Genomic DNA, 24,813 nt, shown 5'->3' on the forward strand with positions numbered 1-24,813 from the left:
GACGTACGTTACTTGCCATTTAATATTCAAATCAAATTATATGAAACATTTACTCCTTATATTTTTAACAATATGTTCTTTTATTTCATCTGAGACTAAAATATATTCTCAAAATATAGATACACAAACATCTGAATTAAATGCCTGGATCGATTCTACATTTACAGAAGCATTGAATTCTGTTCATATTGCAGGGGCTTCCATTGTTTTAATGCAGGGAGATTCTATTCTTCATATGAACGGTTATGGAGTACAAAATATTGAATCCAATATTCCTGTGGGTAGTAGCTCTTCTATATTTGGAATAGCCTCTATTTCAAAAACTTTTGTGGGTACAGCAATTATGCAATTAGTTGAGGATGGACAGTTAGAACTTGATCGTGATGTTAATAATTATCTCAAAACATTTCAACTTAGGTATAAATTCAACGATTCAATTACTGTAAAACATCTTTTAACGCATACGGCTGGTTTTGATGAACGCAATATTGGCACTGCAGTTCGGACTGAGAAAGATGTAATTTCCTTATCTCGATATTTAAAAAAAAGAATGCCACCACAAATAAGACCAGCTGGTGAAGTCATAACCTACTCCAATCATGGTTATGCCTTACTGGGGCTTATTGTTGAAGAAGTATCCGGATTGCCTTTTCATGAGTACGTCAGAAAAAAGATTTTGCAACCATTAGAAATGAATTATAGTGGTTATAGAAGCCAAGCCGAACTCAAAGAAAACTACGTTACCAGTTACTTGCAAAAGGATGAGCAATTAATCCCATACAAACCTAATTTTCAACTCTATTATCCCGCAGGTTCAATGAGCTCAACAGCATCAGACATGGGACACTATATATCTATGTTCCTGAATAATGGCCATTTTAAAGGAATTCAAATTTTAGATTCCTCAACGGTAGTTAAAATGCATCAAACAGCATTTAGACAATATGAAAAATCTGAGAATGGATGGCTTTTAGGTTTTTATGAATCGCAATGGAATGGAATAAGACTGGTAAGACACGCTGGTGCTATTCAGGGTTTTGTTAGTGAATTAATATTGATTCCTGAAAAAAACATAGGTTTCTTTATTTGTGCTAATTCTTCGAGTATGCCAAATAGTAATAGTCGAGTATTTATTGACAAATTTATTTATGATCTACTACCACGCCTTATGCCAGGTAGTATTGTCGAAAAAGAAAGGACAAAAGTATCAACTAAGATAGGTTCTGTAGATGAACCGTTGGAGATGTTCACCGGTAAGTATAGGTCTACTAGATATGCACATACAACTTTAGGTAAATTGGCTACTTTGATAGGATTTTCTCTCGAGATAGAGATTGTATCAAATGATAGTACACTTGAGGTAGTAGAATGGAACGATAAACTTGTTCCTATCTCCGATTTAACATTTCATTCAAAATATGACAGATACTTAGCTTTTGGCAGAAATACGAAAGGAGAAATTTCTTATTTCTTTGTTGACACCTTTTCATTTAATAAATTAAAGTGGTATGAGCCTGTTAAATTTCAGATTTATTGGATGGGTGGTATTATCCTAATTTTGTTAATTTTTATAATTACCAGTGTAGTGCGTAAACTATTTGTGCGCAAAAGAAATAGTCATTTGCTTAAAAAAATTAATTTTTCGCTTGCCTCTTTAATCGTTCTTTTCCTTGCAATGCTTGCTTTTGTTTTAATAAAGACAGATCCCCAAGAATTTTTCTATGGTATACCTTTGCTCATTAAAATGGCATTAGTATTGCCTTTTTTAATTATTCCATTGGAATTTGTTTCAGTATACTTATTGATAAAAGCCTTTAGATATAAGGAGCTGAAAACTTTAGGTTTAATTTATCAATCTGTAATTCTTGTTGCAGCTTTGCTTTTTATTCCTTGGTTGATGTATTACAATTTAATTGGATTTAATTATTAAGAAATGGGAATAATACCCAACAATATCTTACAGAGCGTTATGCCCAAGTAGAGCTGGTGTTTGAGAATTTTGAAAGGGGGTTCTTTTCTTAAAATCTCAAGCCAATCATGCTCCGATTGTAAGCAAGCTGTAAAAGTCAGGCTATGACTTATTTCTAATTGGGTCTGATATCAGAACTGGATGTAGACAATGCCACAAGTCACAGACTTGCGGTAGGTGGGGGGACAATGCCGCCGGAACTCTATGGGTATTTAATTGTTTTGTTTTTATTCAGTCAAGATAGTTTTAAAAGCAGTTGTCTTAACCTCAAAGTATGTTGTTTTCATATGATCTTCTGCTAAATAACAACTTCCAGGAAGCCGAAATCTTACTATTTCTTGTCCATCTATAACTTGGGAGTTTAGAATGAAACAAGTTTCTAAATATCCTGGTTTTTCTATTGTGTTGGTTATTTTAGCTAATAAATTTTCTTCGTTATATACATGTTCTCCACCTAAAATTTCGTTTTTGTCTGTTATATATCCGCTCATTTTACTTGTAACTTTTATATTTTCCGCAGATTTTAAGTCAATTTTCTGTTTAAGATTTTCGTATTCTGTCGATGTTTGTATCAAAAAATAAGTGCGTTTATCAGCTTCCCAATTTTCTTGCATGTTAGGGTTTTTGTATTCTCCGCCTAATCTTTCATATAGGAATACATAGTATTTTTGTCCGCTATTTAATATTGTTGCAAATTGAATCCATTTGAAATTTTGTGAAATATGACTAACCCAATCGGATGGACAATCTCTATCGTTTATTACGTTTTTATTTTCAATCCATTTTCCTGTCTCTTTATTTTGTGCCCAACCAGTCGCTTCAGTCAATTTTTCAGATTTTGAGCTAAATTGAACGGTTACTTTATTCTCTCTACTCTGAGCAATGGATAAAATGGTCGATAATATCAGTAAAGATGTGGTTAATAGTAAATTTTTAATTTTCATAATTTATCACTTTAATATTGAATACTAATTATGCTAGTTTTGTCTTTTAAGATTGTGACTAAGGTCAAATTTTAAATTTCTTATTCCCTTTAAAATCTATCGTTAGCTTAAGAATTTAATCTTGTTAATTCTGCGAGATGTGGGGAATGCCATATAAGGTAAAAGTATTTTATCTTTTCGTTTTTTAAAATTAATAAAACATTATTTAGAACACTGATTTTTTCTTCTCAAAATAGTTCCGAATAAAGGATAAACAGAGTTGTACAATGCCGCCGCAAAATTCAAATTTAGTTTCTTAAAATCTAAAACTCGTCAGGCTCTGACTTATTTCTAATGGGTCCTGATATCAGGATTGTATGTAGCCATTACTACAAGTCGTGTATTTGCAGTAGGTGTAGACGCATTGTAAGTTACACGAAGGGCATCACTTCTGGAAAAGTAGTGCATTGCAAGTACTGAAAGGGTATCACTTTTGGAAAAGTAGTGCATTGCAAGTACCGAAAGGGTATCACTTCTGTAAAAATAAGGCATCGTGGATGTAGAGAAACACCTAGTCTACTGCAAGTTTAGCTCGTGATTTTTTTAGTTACCCACTTTTTACTCCGCAATATCCAGATTCCCTTTATTATCCTTAAAGAAAGAATTTTTGGTGTTTCGCAAGCCGTCGTAGCTTTCCAAAAGTCCCTTAACGCTGCCAACCAATACTTTTGCTTCCACCATAATCGGAATTCGGTTGTCGTCATTGCTTAGCCATACGGTCATGTCTTCGCCGCCATTAAACATGGTGCCTTCCACCAAAAGGGGAGAGAATTTGAGGCATTCGAAACGTTCGCCCGAATTTGCTTTGATGGTTTCCAATCCAAGATATCGGATGTACAGGGAGTGAACTTCGTTATCAACCAACATCGAAAGAGGGATTTTGTCACCTTTCTTGTATTTCGAAAAATCGATATTCCGCACATAGTAAGCCACCGATAAAATATCGAAAGTACAAGGCTTATTGCTTAGGGTATCCAGCTTGACTGGCTTGTCTCTTTTCTGAATTTTAGAGGTGATTTGATTTTTTCCGTAATCGAACCAGTACTCATGATGCGCATCGTATTTGGCCTCATGTGTTCGCCTGTCGAAGTAGATGGGAGCAAGAGTTTTAATATCGGTATAGCAGGTTAAGGTATCTCTAAGTTTAAAGAACCAGTCAAATGCTTTTGTATTTCGGCCTTCTCCTTTTATTTTATAAACCTCTTTGTTTTGAAATTGATCCGTTTCAACCGACAGCTCTACTTCACCGGCAGCCACCCAAATAAATCCCCAGTTGTAGTATCCTCTAAATACTAATTTTTCACCCGATTGAAAGGCGAAATTTTTTACCACACATTGTGCATTCGTACCAAATGTTCCCATCAGCAAAAGCAGAACCATAAATGTTCTTCTTGAAAAAATACGATACTTAAGTGAGGCTAAAAATTTCATTCGTGAATTTTCTTGATACTTACTACTTGTTCCTTAATCCTTGTCCCTTAACTTTTTACTTGTTCCTTAATCCTTGTTCCTTGAAACTTGTCCCTTATTCCTTGTCCTTGACCCTTGTTATTCCTTGAAACTTGTCACTTGTCCCTTACTTCTTAACCTTACCAATCTTATTTTCGATAGATTCTACTTTGCTTGTTAGGCGATTGTGTTTGTTTTTTTGAATGTCCATTGTTAGGGTGCAATAAACACGATCCGAGTCTTTCTCTAAAACTTCGTAGCAGCTATTTACAAGCGCTAAAGCTTCCGGTAACTCATCAGTCTCAATCAGTGTTCCCATTGCTGTTAGCTGGTAGTTAATACCGCTTTCGCGGATCAGCCCAATAACCTTACTAACTTGTTTGCTTACGCTATCCCCTTTGTCGGTTGGGAAAATAGCAAATTCCATAAGTACTGACATATCTAGTTGTTCTTTTTGGTTCTTGTTTTCTTCTTATTTTTTTCAGCATCTTTCAGCAATGCTTTTTTTAGCTCCTTTTCTCGTTTGATTTCAAGATCAATTAAATGCTGATTGAAATTAACTTCTGGTCCACCTTCCGGAATAAAAATTCGATCTTCAACATCCCAGTACGAACGAACTTTAATTTCTTTTCTGAAATAGTGAACCATTTCCGGCTGGAGTCCTTCTTTGTAGTTACCCGTGTCCCATTTCCCGTTGTCATTCTCATCAACTACTAGTTTTATCATATAGGTCTCGGGATCTAAATAATCAAATATAACCGTCTGGTCGGAATAAATCTTTTTTGTTTGAACAACGGTTTCACTCTTACTAAATTTTAAGAGTCGAACGAGTGTTGGCTTTTTTACATTGCTTACATTCAGTAATATTCTTCCGTAATATTCTTGCTCTCGGGTTTTAATTTTCCCTGTGTATTTATCGCTGTATAATCCGTATATATTGAGAAATGCGGTGGAATCAAACTCTACTTTATATTGAGTATCCGATTTCCAATCAATTTTCACATGATAACGAAGAAGGTTAGCTGAATCTTGTTCCATCGTATACTCAATGGGTATTTGAATGGTGTCCTGCAGTTGATAAAAGTGAATGCTATCGGTATTCATTTTGGCAAGAGGCTCATTAAAATCAAGAAGAACATCCTTATTTAAATCCTGAGAACTACTGGTTTTTAAACTAAAGCCATACATCGGAATTTTGATTTGTATCTGATTCTTTTTGTGTTTCGAGACCTTTGCTTTTTTAGGATCCTTATAGTTTAACTTTAGTGTATCGATAAAATTTGTTAGTTGTCCTAGCGAGTCTGTTTTTAAGTATTCCAGCTTGGCCAGCAGAGTATCTCTCATGTAGATCGTCGAATCAGTAATCCAGTAGGAAAGAGTGTCATTTGTTCTGTTTTTTTCAAGCAGAAACCAATCCGGATTTTCATCCACATCAATAAAATCGATTGTCAGACTATCAGTTCTTTTCGAATTAAATTCGAAATACACTTTTTCTCTGCGATCTCTTTTGTAGGTGGTGAGGTATTGAAGCGGATTTTCTTCATCAAACATTCTAATGTAAATATTTGTAGGTTCCGTTGTCATTACCTGTCGCACAGCTACAGAATCAGCAGTAATGCTGTCCAATTGTTCAAAAGTGTGAATCGATGGGGTAATTAGGTCATCGTTAAAACCAATCATTTCGCCCGGACCATTGTAAAAGAAATCTCGGTTTCCATCAACAATTGAAAATAGTTTGTAGTCTCCCGGACTCAGATTATTTAGTTGAAAATAACCTGCAGAATCAGTTTTGGCAACATAACTTGGAATTACCGAGTAGGGAACAGAATCATTCGTATTTAAATAAGCCATTACCATCGCCTTTTCAACGGGTAACTGATTGAAGGAATTATCTAATTTCCCTTTAATGCTTAGTGAATCCAGAAGATCGCCGGTTGAGAAAACAAATTGATATTCTCCCAAAGGATTTCCTTCATTATTATCGGCAATACCTTTCCCAAAATCGAGGGTATAGGTTGTGTTTTCGCGAAGTTTCTCCTCTAATTTCACATAAATAGAGCGACCTTTTAATTTTACCAAAGGTTTCTTTTTTAGTGGTGGCGAAATTGTGAAATTTTCACTTATCTCTTTAAATTGAACAAATTCATCAAAGAAAATTTCTACTTTTCCACCTTTAAAATTTGTTGAGAAATTAAGGGGTTTTGTAAGTGTAACCTTAGGCGCAGTGTAATCAAGTGGTCCTCCAGTAGGTATTCCTCTTCGGGCACAAGCATATAGTAAAGTTGAAACTGCAAATCCTAGAAGGATCTTAAAAGCTAATTTTTTCAAGTGGATCGGTTTTGATAATTGATTATTGACAACAAAATTACAAAGAATCAAAACAAAAATAAGTTAATAAAACTAAAATGGATGACTCCTTGCTATTTTCCGTGTTAAAAAGAAATAAATTTCTTGAAACTGCAGCAAATACTCACTTCGATTTTGTGATGTTGAATGTTGGTGTAAAGGAGGTATTGTTTGCTCTTTTGGCTATTTCTAAAGGATATAAATGTGCTGTTTTAGCTGCAAACGATTTTCAAGAATTTTTACACCCAATTGTTGATGCTTCAGCGAGCAACAGCTCATTAGTCCTTGCATTTCGAAATCAATTTCCTCATTTAATTTTGCCCGATGAATATTTGAATGTAAAACGAAATACTTCGAAATGGAAAAAAATGCTTCCCGGAAGTGTGCGCGATAAGGACATTGCTAAATATGAATCAGCTCTTACAACAGAAGAGGAAGATGCTGTTTATATCGATAAGGAATTTAAAATCTCAACAAATCGTTTGCTGCTTTCGCTGATAAAAAGTGCCGTTCAACAAGGTGCCGTGGTTTTAAATCATGTAGATTGGGAAGTACAAAGCAAGACCGAACTTGTGCTCAGCGATAAGTTCAATCCAAATTCTAACTCGCATAGCCTAAACTATAATTCATTGCTCTCTTTTTCAGAGATAAAGGAAACAGAACGAAAGAAAGAGATTCATTTCTACCTGAGTAAAAAAGGCCTGTTTTTAAAAAGAAGTTTAAAGTTCATGATCGATGGGGTTTTGGTGAGAATGGTACGGTATCAGGATTACTTTTTGATTGTTTGTGATTCTCAGACAAACAACCAACTATTTGTTCGAGAGCTTATTCAGGAAATAAACCGATTGGTGAAATGGGACGATGAATTTAGTGAAGATGACATCATCAGTTCAAAAATAGTGGAGACAACTGGTACTGATTCATTAATAAATCAATTGGAAACGCTTGCTGAAATTGTTAAAAATAAGCTTTCAATGTCATCGTCTCAACTGCTTAAACAAATAGCTTCAATTCCCGTTTTTGATGGTAATTTTGAAGGGAAAACGGAAATACAGCAACTAATCGAATTTGGAGATTACCGTTTCGATGAGGCAAAACAAACAGGAGTGCATCCAACTCCGTTCAAAAATATGTTTTACCGATTTGGTTCCGAAATAGAAGAGCTTACCGAAAAAGCATACGAATTAAGACCTGAATTCGGACCCGGAAATGATTTGTGGGTTTATGTGCAATTTTGGTATTTGTATCAAAATGAGATGATTTGTACAAAAGAAGATTACATTTCACGAATTCGGGGAGAAAAACCGATAATAGATTCAGACTTAGTTGCTTCAGACGATGACATTCAAAAATATTTTGATTTGTGTGCGGGTAAACATGTTAAGTAACACCATTATCCTTACCGTATACCAACATTTAGGTATTGTTAAATAAATACACACAAACTACTTTTGAACCGTAATCTTACTATCATTTTGATTTGTACATGAACGGTTTCAGAAAAATAAAAATAGCAGTTTTAAGTATATTATTTCCAGCAATGATATTGTTGGCAAGTAATACTGTTTTTAATTGGCACGTTCATAAACAAGCTGACGGAACTGTAATGGTTCACGCTCACCCTTATCAAAAATCGGGGAGCACCAATGGTACTGCAAATCATCATCATTCTTCTCACGAATGTTTTTCACTGCATCAAATAACAGGCTTCCTGTTTGCGCTCGCTTCGATATTCTATTTGGCAGGCTTAATTGGGAAAGCTTTTAAGATCACTAATCTCTATCATCTTTTTGTAAAAGGAGGAGTTCTGGATACTCTTCTACCAAAGCGGGCCCCGCCTGCCTTCTCGTAATCCCTTTATTATCACCTGAAAAGGTTCTCTTCAAATTAGAATGTATTATTGTTTCCTGGTACTAGTTGATAGTAGTAGGGAGTGATATGTATATCAACAAACATCAAAAAAACACATCTGACTATGAGGTTATTAACTCATTTATCTGTTAGCATTGCTATGCTAATTGGTCTTGCATTTTCTGTTTCGGCCGAAAATATTACTTCCAGCGTAAAGGGAATAGTTATTGACAGCAATAGTAAGCAACCCATTCCTTATGCAAGTGTTGCTCTCGAAGGATCGAGTATGGGAGCGGTAACAAATTTCGACGGCGAATTTGTAATCGAAAATGTTCCTATTGGACACTATCATATAATTGCTACTTGTGTGGGATACAAATTGGACAAGAAAGAATTGGAACTAAAGGGTGGAAAGAACTCTGTTCTCGAATTTAAAATAGCCGAAGATTTTATCGGATTGGATCAGGTGGTAGTTACTGCCGACCGAAACAAAATTCAGCGCAAAGATGCTCCGGTTGTTGTGAATTCGATATCTACCAAATTATTGGAACAAACTTCGGCTATCACTTTAGCTGATGGCTTGGTTTTCTCACCCGGTTTGCGGGTTGAGAATGATTGCGGAAATTGTGGCTTTTCACAAGTAAGAATGAATGGACTGGAAGGACCATACACTCAGATCTTGATTAATAGTAGGGCTATTTTTAGTGGCTTGGCCGGCGTTTATGGTTTGGAACACATTCCTGCCAGTATGATTCAACGGGTTGAGGTTGTGCGTGGCGGAGGTTCTGCTCTTTTTGGAGGAAATGCAATTGCCGGAACAATTAATATCATTACAAAAGATCCGATTACCAACTCATTTAAGGCAGGTGTAAAATACGGAGCCGTAGGATTTGGGACAAAGGGTAGTGGAAGCAGTGCGAGGGACATTACTGCAGATTTTAACGCATCCGTTGTATCCGAAGATCACAAAAGTGGAATATTTATTTTTGGTATGAACCGTCAGCGGGATGCTTGGGATGCTAATAATGATGGCTATTCCGAATTGGTTGAAATGGAGAATTTAAGTGCCGGTTTGCGTGCCTATCATCGGGTTTCCGATTTGGCTAAATTGACTATTGAATACCATGTAGTTGATGAGTACAGAAGGGGTGGAGATCAGTTGAACGTGAAAGCGCATGAAGCAACAGTTGCCGAAGAGGTGAGTCATCGTATTAATTCAGGAGGATTGTCCTGGGATCAATTCTTTAGTCAAGAACGAATCAGTAAGCTGTCAATTTATGCATCAGGACAAAGCATCGACAGAAACAGTTATTATGGTGCCGCCACTACTCTAGATGAAAACGGTATTGAGTTATCTACACCACTTCCAGATTATGGCGCTTACGGTCAAACCGATGATTTGGCCATTTCAACTGGCGTACAGTTCTTCACAAAAGCTAATAACTTACTGTTCGCTCCTGCGGATATCACGCTTGGCGTAGAGAATGTTTACAACAGTCTGAAAGATAATAAATTGGGCTATTACGATTTTACAAGCAGTGAGTTTGTGGAGACAACCAATATTGCCGATCAAACATCGAATACTCTAGGTGCTTTTGCTCAAAGTAAATGGGACCTGGGTGCCGTTAAATTCCTTTTGGGCGTAAGAATGGATTCTTATAAGATCGAAAACTCTGCTGATGGCTCTAATTATTCAAATACAGTATTTAGTCCAAGGACTAATGTATTAGTAAACATCACTGAAGCTGCTCAGTTTCGCATGAGCTATGCAAGAGGTTTTAGAGCGCCGCAAATTTTCGATGAGGATTTGCACATCGAAGCTTCTACAGCCAGAAGAATTACTCACGAATTGGCTGATGATTTAACCGAGGAAACCTCTAATAGTTACACTGCATCATGGGATTACTCCAAATCTTTTGGGAAAATGCAGGCTTACTTCCTTGCCGAAGGATTCTATACCCAATTAATAAATCCATTTTTTAATGAGTTTAGTGATGTTGATGAGGCTGGAAATATGGTCATGATTCGAAAAAATGCCAATGGAGCAGTTGTTAAGGGAATGAATTTTGAGTTCAAGTTAGCTCCTTCTTATAAGCTCGATTTCCAGATGGGAATGACGATTCAATCGAGCAAATATGACGACGCTGTTGATCAGGGAAATGATGCTGATAAGCTAAGTACAACTACCGATGAAATATTAAGAACACCGCATCATTACGGGTATTTTGCCATGAACTGGAAACCTCTTCATGAATTTACAGCAACTCTGTCTGGTTCGTACACAGGTCCAATGACCTTGGTTCATTTAGGAGCAGGTTTAGATGATGGTGGCAATAAAATTGTGGGTGCATTGGATCAATATGGAAACGAGATTCCGGAAAGTTTAGTAAAGACAACTGACTTTATGGATTTGGGAGTTAATATTTCCTATCATTTTGACCTGGGAAAAGATGTTAAGTTACAGTTCGATTTAGGCGTAAAAAATATTTTCAATTCTTTTCAGGATGATTTTGATTACGGATCTGCCCGCGATGCAGGTTATGTATACGGTCCTTTAAACCCACGAACAATTTATTTGGGTGTGAAATTGGGAAACATATTGTAGAAAAAATCTACGTCATAAAAAATAAGCAGTAGGCTTAGTTTTAAAACGGGGCGCATTCTTTAACAGAATGTTAGCCCCATTATTTTTGTTAAGTATTTGTAATATTCAGTTTTTGGTTTACTTATTGCTACTGTTACCAAATCATTGTATTTAATTTCTCAATGCATTGTGTTCATTTTATTATTGATGAGTAGTATGTGTTCAAACTAATATGAATCAGAGAATACTATTTAAAAAAAAGATAAGTAAATTTGTGCGAATTAAATAAGTAGATTTTTTATGGCTGAGAGTATAGGGAACGGTAAAAAAGACAACATTTATATTGGAGTGTTGGCATCTTTAGGAGTAATTCTTGTGATTGTAGCAGTAATGTATTACATGGAGCATCGAGATAATAAACGCTATATATCTGAAATTACTACTGAGAAAGTAAATTTGGAAAATGAATTGAAATTGCTTTCCCAGGATTACGATTCTTTACAAACAAGTAATGATACCTTGAATGTTCAGCTAAAAATGGAACAGGAAAAGATTTCAGAGCTTTTAGAGAGAATGAAAGTTTTTAGAAACAATTCTTATTTCGAAATCAATAAATACAAAAGGGAATTAGGAACACTAAAAGGAGTTCTAAGAGATTATATTGTTCAAATTGATTCCTTAAATACGCGTAACCAGTTGTTAACGGCAGAAAATCAAAGGGTTAAAAAACAAATCGATTGGGTGAAAAACCGTAATACTAAACTGGAGGAATCAAGCGAATCGATGAAGGAGGTGATCAGTAAGGCGGCTACTCTTTCTCTTACAGACCTTACCTGTACACCAATAAATAGAAAAGGCAAGGAGGTGAAAAAGATTTCCAAAACAGAGAAATTAGTAGCCAATTTTACCCTGCAAAAGAATATAACTGCATCTACAGGAGTAAAAGAAATATTTATTCGCATTGCCCGGCCAGATGAAATTGTATTGGGAAATCCGCAAAATCTTTTATTCGATTATGAGAATACGAAATTAAGCTATACTGCTAAACGTGAAGTTGAGTATGAAGGCCAACAACTTGAAGTTGCCATATTTTGGGATAACGATGGAAGTCTTATTGAGGGAGAATATAAAGTGGATGTTTTTGCAGAAGGAAACCATATTGGTTCAGTTAAATTTTTGCTGAAATAATTGATGAAAATATAGGAATGAAAAAACCATCCTTTGCGGGATGGTTTTTTTTGTATTTTGTAATTTCCTTTCAGTAAAATGATTAATTGAAAATTGTTCTCGATCCAAATGCTCTAAAGCCTATTAATATTGAAACACAACCACTTTCAACTTTGTTCTTTTGTTGATCTTCAGGTATCACTATACGAATTATAAAGTCATCTGTGTTTTCAACCATAAAGTCCCAAAGGTTGGTGTGATCTTCTTCCGAATTGTCATACAATAAGTTGTAATCAGTATCAAATAGCTGAAATTGAATTTTTCCAAGATTGTTTTCACCTTCAACTAGAATTCGATATTCCTGATCCTTATAAAAGGTAAGTTGCAATTCAGCTGTTTCACCTTCTGAAAGAACCGCATTATTGATCTGTCCGTTAAATGTGTAGGGTGTAAGTTGAGGAATACATTCATTTTTGGTGTATTCGTTACACTGCGCAAACAAAATAGCTGGCAATGCAGTCAAGTAAAATATAATTAAAATGGTTTTTATAGTCGTTTTCATTCTATCATTTTAAATTCACTAAAAACCTATAATTGAGTAATGGTTTCTCTTATTTTGTTGTTAATTTCTTTTATTTCTTTCAAGGTTTGATTTGAAGCAGTTAATGTAACTTGATTTTTAATTATCGTCTTACCATTTTTTGTTTTAATTTTTGTAGCTGTCCCTTTCGTTTGAGATATTTCCTGAAATTTTGCGTCCAGTCTCTTTAAATCTGGAAGAATCTGATTTATTTTATAATTGTCTCGGTACTGATTTAGTAAGCCAATTAAATTTTTCACAGAATGTTTTTGCTGTGTAATCAAATTAACCATTTCTTTTTGAGGATTTTTTAAATCTACAATATTTGTGGCCAAATACAAGGTCTCAACCCATCCACCAAAAATAATTAAAGCGGCAACCCCACCTCTTTGGTTTTCTTTCAGATAACTGTCTGATTTTGTAAACGTATCGGTAATGATATTGAGTAAGGAATCTTGGTTTTCAATATTCGCTTCCATTCTTCGAGCTGTAATTTTTTCCTGCTCTTCAGGAATCCCTAATTCACGGGTGAATTTCTTGATTATGGCTAAATATCTTGCAGCATCCTGAAACTGGTTATAAATTCGAATGTAACTTAAATCGGCACCATAAATTCCAATGTTGATGGCAATATCAGCTTGAGATAAATAATTATCAGCATTACTAACAGAATTCATCAAGTCTCGTTGGTATGGCAGATCCATTTTTTTAATGATTTCCGTTACTTCAAGAGGACTTGGAACATTGTAAAACAATGTTTTAACCGATTTTAATTTTTGTTGCTGTGGCGCTTCAACCTCAGTTTGTTTTTCGACAGATGGTTTCTTATTTTGACAACCAAAAGTTAGTAACGATGTGGTGAAAAAAAGAATGAAACAGCTTATTTTGATAGATGTTTTAAACATAGATTTATTGTTTTCTCTTAGGTTTTAAGATGTAATAAACTTAAAGTTATACTTTTAGGTATAGAATGCAAACAAAAAAGAAATATATACTCTAATTGGAAAAAAACTCCTGAAATGGAGGAACAAAAGAGATTTGTAGACGTAGAAGTGCAGTTGAAACCGCTAGAACTAAACGATTGTAACAGCTTTTTCACTAGCTTCTATCGCCTAAAAAATGGCAATAACTCACTACCTAATTATACTTCATGCAAGACTGATTTTGTTTTTATTAAGGAAACCAGTTGTCATTTATACAATTCTTCATTTCTTAAATTAGCCGGTTTAAACGAGTACTTTTAACTCACTATTCGCGCTAAACTTCTGGTTTGGATAGTCAAGATTTGTAAGTAGATTTAGGCCTGGTTTCTTACCGATTTCAATACTTCCAAATTCTTTTTCAATCTGTAAATGTTTTGCTCCGTTAATTGTTCCCCATTTAATTAATTCCCAGAAAGTGAATTCTGGAAGAAGTCCTTGCAGAGCTTTTAACTCATCAAAAACTGATAGCTTCAAATGTGTTCCAAGAGATCCTGTTCCAACACAATATCTATTCATTTCACTCTCCAAAGGCTTAAAATCTGTTCTGTTTTCAAGGATCAGTCGATTAAGTAGAATGGATTCTTCCCTTTTAAACTGTGCCCCAATGGAAGGTATTTGGAGTGACGAACTACGCAGGGATAAATTTATATCTGAAAAAGTAATTCTAGACTTTTGCTTCTGTTCAACGAGAGTATTTTTAAAATAAAAGTCAACGGCCGCAACAGTTCCATATGCTTCTAATTGATTAATTCCTCTCTGTATGGTTTCAGGAGTTGTTGGTTTATGCAATAGGTTCTCTCTAAGGGCAGAACCAAAGTTAGCATGCAAACAGTTTTCAAAATCCTTTTTAGAAAAGGAGGAAAAATTTAGTAATGTAAATACATCAATAAAACCAGGAACGATTAAGCCACTGTAGAATTCGAGATTCTGAATTTCTTTAATTTCGCCTTTGGTATCTATAATATCAACGATATAGTTTTTCTCATCAAGAACAATAATTCCATTTTTTAATGGAGTAGAGCTAACAGGAAAAATATAGTTTGCAGCTATTTTTCTCATCGCCTTCTAAGTTGCATTTGTTCCTCCTCCTTTAATTCTTTCATTACTTGTAAAGAATCAGGTCTTATTTGCGGATTAAAAATCATAATGTCTTTAATTTCGAAATGTTGCGTAAAGTCAACAAGGTCGTTTTCTCCGGTAAATAAATTGCCACGTAATTCAGTATAGGTGGAATCCGGATATTCCATTATTAATTCATAGGTGTTGAATTTCATGTCTTGGGCAATCGGTTGTGGCCTGAAACTAACAATCTGCTCTTCTCCTAAACTATCTTTTTTCCAAAAATAGGCTTCTATTTTAGGATTGTCGGTCTGATCATCTTTAAATATTTTAATGGAAGCTTTAAGAGTGTAGATTCCTTGTTCCTTAATTGGAATAGCAAATTCAAGGTTATTTTTAGCTCTTTCAGTCACTCTCCAATTTTGTTTTTTCTTCCAAAGATTCACTGTATCCAGTTCCAGTCGTTTATTCTTAATTTCAATGTGATATTTTGTTTCAAGATGGTTTAACGAATCGATAATAACATCATAAATTTGGGTGAATTTATTAGTGTCGTAAGAGTAATATGATATGCATGAGTCGAACTGTTCGCGTGTAATATTGTATTTCTTGTATATCGAATTGTAATAATAGCTTGGTCGATAATTATCACCCGACCGATATATATTCTGGGAGCTTAATGTGCCATCAATAATATGAATATCAATAAGCATCTTAGTGAATTGATCTTCATTAAGTGGTGGAGTGTTCTTTTTGTTGTCTTTGCAGGAAATTAAAAATGTGAATCCACAGCAAATAAAGAAAATTAGTAGTTTATTCATGAAATTTTTTCTTGTTTATCTGGTAGCAAAGATAATAAATCGAATAGAATGTAGTAGTTTGTTTTTAGCTGAGACTTTTAATCTTTTTATACAATTCCGAAGCAAAAACAAAATTATTTAATTCAGTATTATCAGTATTAAAAATTTCGTCTTTATTTCCTTCCCAAGCCTTGTACCCATTGCTTATAAAAATGATCTTTTCACCATTTTCTATAACCGAATTCATATCGTGAGTATTAATAATGGTAGTCATATTGTACTCTTTTGTAATTTCGTGAATCAAATTATCAATTACAATTGCGGTTACGGGATCTAAACCAGAATTAGGTTCATCACAGAATAGGTATTTTGGATTAAGAGCAATTGCTCTTGCGATTGCTACACGCTTTTGCATACCACCACTAATTTCGGCAGGAAACAAATGATTCGAATTTTGAATATTTACACGATCTAAACAAAAGTTTGCACGATTTATTTTTTCTTTTTCACTCAAATCTGAAAACATCTGCAATGGAAAAAGTACATTTTCTTCGACACTCATTGAATCAAATAATGCACCACCCTGAAAAACCATACCCATTTCTTTGCGAATTTCTTTTTTCGCTTTCAAATTCATCGATGTAAAATCTCTGTCATTGTAAAAGATGCTGCCTGAATCAACATCATGCAAACCAATAATGGATTTCAACAAAACTGTTTTACCAGAACCACTTTGTCCTATAATAAGATTGGTTTTGCCAGCTTCAAAAGTAATCGAGATATCATTTAATACCTGTAAGTTGGCAAAAGATTTATTGACATTATTTAGAGTGATCATTTTAAAAGGATTTGTGTGAGTATCACATTCGCGAGAAGAATAAGAATACTACTGTTTACAACTGCTTTTGTACTGGCTTTACCTACTTCCAGCGCGCCACCTTTTACATAGTATCCGTAGAAAGATGGTATTGCAGTAATAATAAACGCAAATACTGCTGTTTTTATCAGAGAATAGGTAATGTAATAAGGTACAAAAGCAAATTGCACACCATCAATATAATCAGTGAAATTAACGGTGCCTGATAAGTAACCAGCCAGTAAACCTCCTGTAATACCAACAAATACACTTAGCACATATAGAAAAGGATTAATAAATATTGCCGCTATAATTTTAGGTAAGACTAAATGATTCGCAGAATTCACACCCATAATCTCCAATGCATCAATTTGCTCAGTTACCCGCATCGAGCCAATTTCTGAAGCAATATTGGAGCCTACCTTTCCTGCTAATATTAAACCAACTATCGTTGATGAGAATTCAAGAATCATCGATTCTCTGGTTGTATAACCAACCAAATAATCAGGGAGTAATGGATTCTGCATATTATACGCAGTCTGTAAGGTTATTACAGCACCCATAAACAAAGATATAATTACAACAATTCCAATGGAATTGATTCCGAGTTTATCAATTTCACGTAATATTTGCGAAAATAAAGTCTTGCCTTTTTCTGGCTTTGAAAATACCAGTACAAGAAATCTAGAGAATTTACCTACGTTTTCAAACAGATTCATAGTTATTTTATTTACGATAAAATTACAAATTATTTGTTTAGCATCTTCTAGCTTAATTGTATCTATTGAATATTCTATTCTTTTTTGAATTGAGAAGGCTTTTCTGTATTTTAGAGTATAATTTTACTACTCTTGAATTCGAAGCTAAAAGTATGAGTTCAGATAAATATTTCCCAATGGATAAAAATAATTATTGTGTAATAATGGCTGGCGGCGTCGGTTCTCGATTTTGGCCTTTAAGTAAACACAAACAGCCCAAACAATTTCTTGATATTCTTGGAACAGGAAAAACTTTAATTCAGATGACCTTTGAACGCTTTGCTTCTATTTGTCCTGTTGAGAACTTTTTCATTGTTACCAATGCAAACTACAAAGATCTTGTATTGCAACAACTTCCTAATATTAAAGAGGATCAGGTTTTATTGGAACCAATTAGGCGAAATACGGCTCCATGCATTGCGTATGCCAATCATAAAATTCAGAAACGAAACCCAAAGGCATCGATTATTGTAACGCCTGCAGATCATTTAATATTAAATGAGACTAAGTTTTTAAGTGTTTTGTCTGAAGGAATTCAATTTGTGCAAGCTGGAAATCAATTATTAACCTTGGGGATACATCCTTCCAGACCAGAAACAGGTTATGGATATATTCAGGTTGCAAATAAAGCGGTTAAGGATTACACAAATGTTTATCCAGTAAAAACCTTTACGGAAAAACCACATCTGGAATTGGCTAAAATTTTTCAGGAATCAGGGGAGTTTTTCTGGAATTCGGGAATTTTTATTTGGAAATTGTCTGCGATTCAGGAGGAATTTAATAAGTATTTGCCAGATGTTAATGCATTATTTGAGAGTATCTTCGAAAAGTTGGATACTCCACAGGAGCAAGAGGTGATTGATGAAATTTATCCGGAATGTCAGAATATATCTATTGATTATGGAATTTTAGAGAAATCAGAAAATGTATTTGTTTACTGTTCTGAGTTTGGCTGGTCCGATCTAGGAACTTGGGGTTCACTTTACGAGCATACGGCTAAGGATAGTAACCAGAATGCAATTCAGGGCGAAAATGTGATGCTTTACGAATCGAAAAATTGTTTGGTAAACGTATCTAATGGCAAATTAGTTGTTGTACAGGGATTGAAGGATTATATTGTTGTAGAAACGGATAATACTTTACTTATTTGTCCTAAACGGGATGAACAGGAAATCAAGAAAATTGTAAATGATGTTAAAATAACAAAAGGGAAAAAGTTTATATAAAAAAAAGGACCTCAAGAGGTCCTTTTTTTGTGGCATATATTTTCTTTAGTATTCCCAAAGATCGTGTTCAAATATGAATATATCATTCTTAATACGTTCAGCTTCAAGCATTGAATTTAAACCAACAGTATACTCGCTAATCTGACGATTGTTGTGCACATTAGAAACCTGAGAAATAAAACTGGAAAAATGTCTTTTTAAGAAGAGATCATCGAATGAATAACGAGCGGCATCGTTATTTGGATTAAATACCTCATGAGAAGCAAGCAAAGGTCTAACTTCAGGGAAATAGATCCAAAATAGTTTTTTCTGTTGGATACCATCTAAATCCGAATCACCATCTTTAACGTATTCACGAATTGGACAAATCCCAATAATTCGAACCTGTAAAGTAGATGTTTGTTTATCAAAGAACCATTGTTCTTTTACCATGTATCTTTTTACATCATCAGTATGCATCTCACCTGGAAGAATCTTTTGCTCCAGCTCTCCAGTCAATCTGTTTCGTTGCATAATGGTATCGTTTTGTGCATCAAACTTCGAACGTATCTGATCAATGGTCATAGGAACCTTAAATTCATCGTCATTCGTTTCGTAAGCAGTTAAGCCTTCGTTTTCAATGCCATACATCAAAAGATCGATCAAACTGTAACGATCATCTTCAGGTGTTGTTGGATAATACATGGGAAGGTTCATTTTTTCACGTAAATCCATAAACCTCCACACCAACTTCGACCACATTACATCCGACTCACGTATATTCGAATAAGGAATAGGCTTTCTGTTTTTAATGTGATCTTTTGAATAAACACTTGTAGCATTTGTTTGTGCACCCGAATATGAAGTACAAATCAAAACAAGACCAATTATTAGTAATAAGCTTTTTTTCATCATATATAAATTTTATTACTCTATTCTAAATGAAATTGTAGGTAAGTTTCTAGTCACGCCATCCGGACCAACTGCCCTAATATCTTCAATATATACTTTTTGACTTCTTTTTAAATTTCTGAACATCCTTAGCTGTTCAGTTGAAAACATATCTGATCGGGATTCTTGATCTACCGTAAAACCTTTAACGAGTGTTGAAACTGTAAAAGCGGTAATTTTAAATTTTAAGTCAAAATCAAAATTATCCATTACGGCATCTACACCGGTTTGTGCCATCAGTAAATTCTTTTTAATCTTTCCTCCACTTAAATCAGCAACTTTTGCAATTGGATCAGGAATTGGTTTCACCCTAAAATCTACAGTTCGTAATGGTCTCCAACCGTCCTCAAATTGCGCTTCAACAAGTACTTTAGCATTCTTAAATGCTACTTTAGGTCTGGCAACATAAGCATCTCCCTTTTTAATCAAACGGCCATTATTCATGGTAGCTCGAACTCTATCTGAAGAAAATCCAGGAGCTGAAACGCTTACGGGATTATCAACACCAACATAAAACACATTCATTTTAGTGGCCGATACAACTACATTAGGTTCTGCTACAATATAACTTGATTCAAATTCGTATGGTGTTTCTATTCCAGATGGACTTTTATATGTGATAATCCCTCCCCATTTTACTTCACCAACCTGATCCGCTTTTGCAGAATAAATTCCTCTGCCATCTTTAAAAGTTGTAATTGCACCTCTTCTATCAACAACTATTTTAGGATTTTGCGTTGTGTCAATCGCAGCAAGGAAAACCTGAGCTTGGTATGTGTCACCTTTTAAAATATAGTTTGACGGTGAGAAAACTTCAGCTCTTAATTTATTGAATTTAAAAGACTCAGCCTCAATTTGATTAAACAAATAGCTTACAATATCTGATTCTGTACTTCGGATATCTGTTTGAATTTTAGAGAGTAGAGTGATTGCCCCAATTAATGGTGTGTGTGAAAATTGTATTGATTCCCACGAATAATTAGGATCACCTTTGGTCTGCTTTTTCGGCTTTTCAGTATTCAGAGTTTTTAAAATCGCTCTGCGAAGAGTTGAGTCCTTTTCTGCAATTTGACTTAAAACCAAATTACGATAAGTATCTATCGATTTTCTTAATCTTTCTCCTTGACCTAACACAATCATAATTTCAGCAGGAACATCCAAATTGTCTTTACTCTCAATGTTATCCATGTCATATTCAATGCCATCTGCTGATTTTACAATTCGATGTTTTAGAGAATCAATTAAATCTGACAATTCATTTGATTCTGATTTTATGATGTTCGCTTTATCCCAGGAGTCCTGAACTTTAGTGGGGTTTGCGTCCAATGCATTTTCAAATTCAGAATATTTGGACTCATTTTTATCTTCAAATGTTTGAATGGTTTTTGCTAAACCATTATCAATAATCGTAAACGCATTAAGCACTTCGTTTGATACATTTATCGCTAACATTGCTGTTAGGAATAAATACATCATTCCAATCATTTTTTGCCGTGGCGTTTCTTTACAATTCGATGCTCCCATTTCAGCTTGACAGTTAAATTAATTTTTCTTTTTTACATCCATAGCGCTTAGCATGTTACCGTAAATGGTATTAAGTGCCGAAAGGTTTTCGTTTAACTGTTCTGTTTCTTTCTTGTAAGCTTGTGCGTTTTGTAGTGTTGTAGTCAGCGTTTCAAGAACTTTACTCAAATCCTGTTGTACAGTTTTCGAATTAGTTATTTGCTCGTTACTTTGTTTTAGTTGCAACTCGTAAATCGCATTTAAGGAAGACAGGTTGTCATTCAAGGAAGTCATTGATCCATTAAATGTATTGCTGTTTTCAGAGATTTTATCAAATCCGCTTTGCAAATATTTATCCATATTTTTATAAGAATCTAACAACTTATTTCCTGAATCGTTCACGTTTTTAGCGAATCCTTCACCGGATAAGGAAATTGATTTTGCAGTTTCTTGATAAGACTCTACCAATTTATTTCCTGATTCGTTTACGTTGTTAGCAAATCCTTCACCTGATGAAGAAACAATATTTGCTGTTTCCTGATAAGAATTACTCAATTTTTGAGCTGAATTTGCTATCTCTTCACTTGACTCAGCATATTTATTAGAGAATTCACCAACAGAGGTGGATGCTTTTTGAATATTTTCTATATAACCATTAGTAGCAACAGCGGCTTCTGATAAGTTGGAAAGGTTTTCTGCTGCATTGGTTAATTTTGCAAGACCTTGACTTAAATTTGATAGTTTATCAGGTTGCACACTCATTTTCTCTAAGAGTGATTGTAACTGCTCCAGTCCTTCAACTTGAACACCACCTCCAAAACTACCTTCTCTTGGTTCCAATCCAATTAATTCAGGATAAACCAAACTCCAGTCTGGTTGTTCGTGTGGTGGCTCAAATGCTGAGAAGAAAAAGATTATAGCCTCCACAGACATACCAACGGTAAGTAGTTCTCCAGCAAATGGGTAATGTTGTATTTTAAATAGTGCCCCAATCAAAACTACGGAAGCACCCCAGCCATACACATAGCCCATAAATTTCTTCCATCTAGGAGATTGAACAAGTTCGGTAATATTCATGATCAGTTAAGTTTGAAAAAAGGTCTAAAATAAATTGTTTACAGGTGATATATTATCTACCTAAGTGAGTTCTAACACAACGGAAGCCAATATAGGATTTTGCAGTATCCTGATACTCGTAAGTTCGGGTTGCACATTGTAAATAGTATCCTATATCTTTCCATGATCCTCCTCTGGTAACCTTTCTTTTTAAAGCTGGAGGATCATCTGGTAATGCATTGTATTCATAATTCGGATTCATATCATGTGTAAATGAATAGGCTGACTCATCATAAGCTCCAGAAGTCCATTCCGCAACATTACCAGCCATGTCATATAGTCCAAATTCATTAGGTTCATAACTACCAACAGGTAGGGTTACAAGTCCTCCATCATCTACATAATTTCCTCGTAGAGGTTTGAAATTTGCAAGGAAACATCCTTGGTCGTTTCTAGTATAAGGACCACCCCAAGGATACATGTTTAATGCGATTCCTCCTCTAGCGGCATATTCCCATTCTGATTCGGTAGGTAATCGATAATCCTGAACAGGATAATCCCCTTCAGCTTTTAATGCCGAATTGTGAAAGCGGGTTCTCCATATAGAAAATGCAGATGCTTGTTTCCAGGAAACGCCAACTACAGGATAATCATCGTAACCAGGATGCCAAAAATATTGTTTTGTCCAGGGTTCATTATATGAATAGGTGAAATCCTGAATCCAGCACAATGTGTCAGGGTAAATATTAAGGGCTTCTTTCATGATAAAAGAAGAACGGTCTTCAATTTGTTTGTGACCACCTTTGTAATCATCAACCATACCTTCATATTCTCCCGTTTCGTAATTGTAACGATTCGATTTTTTTGCTGCTTGTTGAAGATCAACCCATTCGTACTGATACTTTAATTTACGAGAATCAATTTCTTTATTTCTGAAAAATCTTTCGTGAACAGGCAGAAACATGTCCTCAAGAATTTCAGAATATTCTTCATTATCCCATTCCAATCTTTCTTCCCAATTAAGAAAAGGAGGATCTATAGGATTGCCATTTATATCTTCGGCAATTAAGAATTCTTCGAATTGTTGTCCTAGTAATTCACGCGCCATTGAATCTCTTACCCAATAAACAAATTGACGATACTCATTGTTTGTAATTTCAGTTTCATCCATCCAATAGGATTCAACAGATACAGTTTTAGCAGTAGCGTTAAGTGCCCAAGCTACATCTTGATCATTTGGACCTACGGTAAAGCTTCCACGTGGAATCAACACCATCCCGTAAGGTTTAGGTTCAAACCATTTGCCTCTTTGACCTGCACCAATAAGTTCTCCATTTCCAGTGTTTTTACCACAACCGGACAAGAACAATAAAACAATTACACAAAGTGTTGTAAGTAGTTTATTCATAGTGGTTTTATAGATTATACTAATTGTATAGATTTCTTGTTAATTATTATAAAAATCGAATACTCTTATATTTCTGGTTTCGTTTTTCCAATTTCGTATTGAATCGATAAGCTAATAAAAACTCATGCGATCCTTTTGCAATTTTTGAGGTTGAAATGTCGTAAGCATATCCAATTTGGATACCATTATTAAACAAAACGCCCAACAATCCGACAATGGCGTCATCAACCCTATATGAAACGCCTCCCCAAATCTTTTTATTGTATCTGATGTTCGTATTTATATCAAATTGAGATACTACGGCATCAGTTTTATAAAAAATCGATGGTAAAACTTCCCACGATTCATCTAATTCGTATCGATATCCTGCCATGGCATAATAATGACGAGCAAGATAGGTTTCAATATTTTCATTATATCCAATATTTGGTTTGTTCAGATGGCTTACGGAAGTTCCAACATAAAAGTTGTCTGTTTTATAATAAATTCCTAATCCTAAATCAAAAACCATTTTACTATCGTCTACGCTAGCAGAGCCAAGATCGTCTTCAGGACTTGAGAAACCATCTCCATCTGGAACAAACCATTCTCCTTTTAAGGAATTATTTTGAAACCCGAAACTAAACCCAATATTTAAAGAACTTTCACCTATTTTTTTTTGATATGCATAACTAAAACGCATGCCGGTATTCTTTTCGAAGCCTAATTTATCACTTAATATAGTTAAGCCAACTCCATGATCTGCTCCCATAAATGTAATGGGTGTGCTTATATTAAACACTGTGGTAACGGGTGCATTTTCGAAACCAACCCATTGTTGACGATTAATCGCCGATACAACTATATCCTTGTCTGCACCAGCAAAAGCAGGGTTTACAGAAAGAATATTAAACATGTTTTGACTGAACTGTGGATCCTGTTGAGCCTTTATTGATAAGGAAAAACAAGCTAGGAATATGAAGAAAATAAATTTTTTCATGTATAACATTATGGTTCAGTAACGGTCAAAAACTGTGAAAAGTAAAGTAAATAAAAATAAACGTTCCTTACAAGTTTTATCAGAGGTTCAGGTACATTAATCATTAATTTTGATGTTTCTATTTGAAACTTAATTTTAGGACTTATAATATTAGATTAAATAACATGAAATCAGACTTAACTAGTTAATCGTTGATTCAGGTACTTAATTGTAAGTCTTATTTACGAGGGTTTTATTGTTTTGTTAAGAATTTTCAGGTTTTTTAATGAGGGGTTAACAATAAGGACGGATTATGGAGGGTTTGATTTCAATTGTAAAGCAATAAA

The 24,813-nt window shown here is 34.6% G+C and carries 21 protein-coding genes; 6 read left to right on the top strand and 15 right to left on the bottom strand.

Annotation, left to right across the window (positions count from 1 at the left end; genetic code table 11):
- The first annotated feature begins 40 nt into the window (after window positions 1-40).
- Window positions 41-1,930 (top strand): serine hydrolase domain-containing protein, encoded by a 1,890-nt coding sequence (locus tag ALGA_RS09760; RefSeq protein WP_096429135.1) that lies wholly within the window; start codon window positions 41-43, stop codon window positions 1,928-1,930.
- Between the two features lie 266 nt (window positions 1,931-2,196).
- Here the strand turns inward: ALGA_RS09760 and ALGA_RS09765 are convergent, their stop codons facing one another.
- The 4 genes from ALGA_RS09765 to ALGA_RS09780 all read right to left on the bottom strand — a co-directional run bounded on the left by ALGA_RS09765 (window position 2,197) and on the right by ALGA_RS09780 (window position 6,729).
- The gene (locus ALGA_RS09765) at window positions 2,197-2,913 is read right to left on the bottom strand and encodes a hypothetical protein (protein WP_096429136.1); all 717 of its coding nucleotides are present in this window, start codon (window positions 2,911-2,913) and stop codon (window positions 2,197-2,199) included.
- Between the two features lie 597 nt (window positions 2,914-3,510).
- Window positions 3,511-4,383 (bottom strand): DUF3108 domain-containing protein, encoded by an 873-nt coding sequence (locus ALGA_RS09770; RefSeq protein WP_096429137.1) that lies wholly within the window; start codon window positions 4,381-4,383, stop codon window positions 3,511-3,513.
- A 145-nt stretch (window positions 4,384-4,528) separates the two neighbouring features.
- Entirely contained in the window at window positions 4,529-4,840 is a 312-nt protein-coding gene (locus tag ALGA_RS09775; RefSeq protein WP_096429138.1) for an MTH1187 family thiamine-binding protein, read from the bottom strand.
- Window positions 4,841-4,842: 2 nt separating this feature from the next.
- Window positions 4,843-6,729 carry an Ig-like domain-containing protein gene (locus ALGA_RS09780; protein ID WP_162845422.1) on the bottom strand — a complete coding sequence of 629 codons (1,887 nt, stop codon included), beginning with the start codon at window positions 6,727-6,729 and terminating at the stop codon, window positions 4,843-4,845.
- A gap of 77 nt (window positions 6,730-6,806) precedes the next feature.
- Here ALGA_RS09780 and ALGA_RS09785 point away from each other — a divergent pair, with 77 nt between their 5' ends.
- The 4 genes from ALGA_RS09785 (at window position 6,807) to ALGA_RS09800 (ending at window position 12,370) form a co-directional block, all read left to right on the top strand.
- Window positions 6,807-8,135 (top strand): SurA N-terminal domain-containing protein, encoded by a 1,329-nt coding sequence (locus tag ALGA_RS09785; RefSeq protein WP_096429140.1) that lies wholly within the window; start codon window positions 6,807-6,809, stop codon window positions 8,133-8,135.
- 98 nt (window positions 8,136-8,233) lie between these two features.
- A complete protein-coding gene (locus ALGA_RS09790) occupies window positions 8,234-8,599 on the top strand; it encodes a hypothetical protein (RefSeq protein ID WP_096429141.1) in 366 nt (121 codons plus the stop codon).
- Window positions 8,600-8,722: 123 nt separating this feature from the next.
- Window positions 8,723-11,203 carry a TonB-dependent receptor gene (locus tag ALGA_RS09795; RefSeq protein ID WP_096429142.1) on the top strand — a complete coding sequence of 827 codons (2,481 nt, stop codon included), beginning with the start codon at window positions 8,723-8,725 and terminating at the stop codon, window positions 11,201-11,203.
- Window positions 11,204-11,482: 279 nt separating this feature from the next.
- Window positions 11,483-12,370 (top strand): hypothetical protein, encoded by an 888-nt coding sequence (locus ALGA_RS09800; RefSeq protein WP_096429143.1) that lies wholly within the window; start codon window positions 11,483-11,485, stop codon window positions 12,368-12,370.
- 82 nt (window positions 12,371-12,452) lie between these two features.
- Here ALGA_RS09800 and ALGA_RS09805 read toward each other — a convergent pair whose 3' ends face one another.
- The 6 genes from ALGA_RS09805 to ALGA_RS09830 form a co-directional block, all read right to left on the bottom strand.
- Window positions 12,453-12,911 (bottom strand): hypothetical protein, encoded by a 459-nt coding sequence (locus ALGA_RS09805; protein WP_096429144.1) that lies wholly within the window; start codon window positions 12,909-12,911, stop codon window positions 12,453-12,455.
- Window positions 12,912-12,937: 26 nt separating this feature from the next.
- Complete coding sequence (locus ALGA_RS09810) at window positions 12,938-13,834, bottom strand: hypothetical protein (RefSeq protein ID WP_096429145.1); 897 nt, start codon at window positions 13,832-13,834, stop codon at window positions 12,938-12,940.
- Between the two features lie 321 nt (window positions 13,835-14,155).
- The gene (locus ALGA_RS09815; protein ID WP_096429146.1) at window positions 14,156-14,971 is read right to left on the bottom strand and encodes an amidohydrolase family protein; all 816 of its coding nucleotides are present in this window, start codon (window positions 14,969-14,971) and stop codon (window positions 14,156-14,158) included.
- Window positions 14,968-15,792, bottom strand: coding sequence for a DUF4296 domain-containing protein (locus ALGA_RS09820; RefSeq protein ID WP_096429147.1), 825 nt, complete (start codon window positions 15,790-15,792; stop codon window positions 14,968-14,970). Before ALGA_RS09820 ends, ALGA_RS09815 begins: the two co-directional genes overlap by 4 nt.
- Window positions 15,793-15,856: 64 nt before the next feature.
- Window positions 15,857-16,609, bottom strand: a complete 753-nt coding sequence (locus tag ALGA_RS09825) for an ABC transporter ATP-binding protein (RefSeq protein WP_096429148.1) — start codon at window positions 16,607-16,609, stop codon at window positions 15,857-15,859.
- The gene (locus ALGA_RS09830) at window positions 16,606-17,346 is read right to left on the bottom strand and encodes an MlaE family ABC transporter permease (protein WP_096429149.1); all 741 of its coding nucleotides are present in this window, start codon (window positions 17,344-17,346) and stop codon (window positions 16,606-16,608) included. The genes ALGA_RS09825 and ALGA_RS09830 overlap by 4 nt, the downstream gene beginning before the upstream one ends.
- Window positions 17,347-17,522: 176 nt before the next feature.
- Here ALGA_RS09830 and ALGA_RS09835 point away from each other — a divergent pair, with 176 nt between their 5' ends.
- Window positions 17,523-18,611 carry a mannose-1-phosphate guanylyltransferase gene (locus tag ALGA_RS09835; RefSeq protein WP_096433562.1) on the top strand — a complete coding sequence of 363 codons (1,089 nt, stop codon included), beginning with the start codon at window positions 17,523-17,525 and terminating at the stop codon, window positions 18,609-18,611.
- Window positions 18,612-18,656: 45 nt separating this feature from the next.
- On the opposite strand, the gene porN is transcribed toward ALGA_RS09835, so the two are convergent.
- From porN to ALGA_RS09860, 5 genes are read right to left on the bottom strand one after another with little or no spacing between them, the layout of a single operon-like run.
- Complete coding sequence (gene porN, locus ALGA_RS09840) at window positions 18,657-19,502, bottom strand: type IX secretion system ring subunit PorN/GldN (RefSeq protein ID WP_162845423.1); 846 nt, start codon at window positions 19,500-19,502, stop codon at window positions 18,657-18,659.
- A 15-nt stretch (window positions 19,503-19,517) separates the two neighbouring features.
- Entirely contained in the window at window positions 19,518-21,065 is a 1,548-nt protein-coding gene (porM, locus tag ALGA_RS09845; RefSeq protein WP_096429151.1) for a type IX secretion system motor protein PorM/GldM, read from the bottom strand.
- An 18-nt stretch (window positions 21,066-21,083) separates the two neighbouring features.
- Window positions 21,084-22,121: a type IX secretion system motor protein PorL/GldL gene (gene porL / locus ALGA_RS09850; protein WP_096429152.1), complete on the bottom strand. Its 1,038-nt coding sequence runs from the start codon at window positions 22,119-22,121 to the stop codon at window positions 21,084-21,086.
- A gap of 52 nt (window positions 22,122-22,173) precedes the next feature.
- Window positions 22,174-23,508: a T9SS ring complex lipoprotein PorK/GldK gene (gene porK, locus ALGA_RS09855; protein WP_096429153.1), complete on the bottom strand. Its 1,335-nt coding sequence runs from the start codon at window positions 23,506-23,508 to the stop codon at window positions 22,174-22,176.
- Between the two features lie 46 nt (window positions 23,509-23,554).
- A complete protein-coding gene (locus tag ALGA_RS09860) occupies window positions 23,555-24,487 on the bottom strand; it encodes a PorP/SprF family type IX secretion system membrane protein (RefSeq protein WP_162845425.1) in 933 nt (310 codons plus the stop codon).
- Between the last annotated feature and the right edge of the window lie 326 nt (window positions 24,488-24,813).

Origin of the sequence: Labilibaculum antarcticum, from assembly GCF_002356295.1 — a bacterium.
In the GTDB taxonomy this organism is placed as follows: Bacteria; Bacteroidota; Bacteroidia; order Bacteroidales; family Marinifilaceae; genus Labilibaculum; species Labilibaculum antarcticum.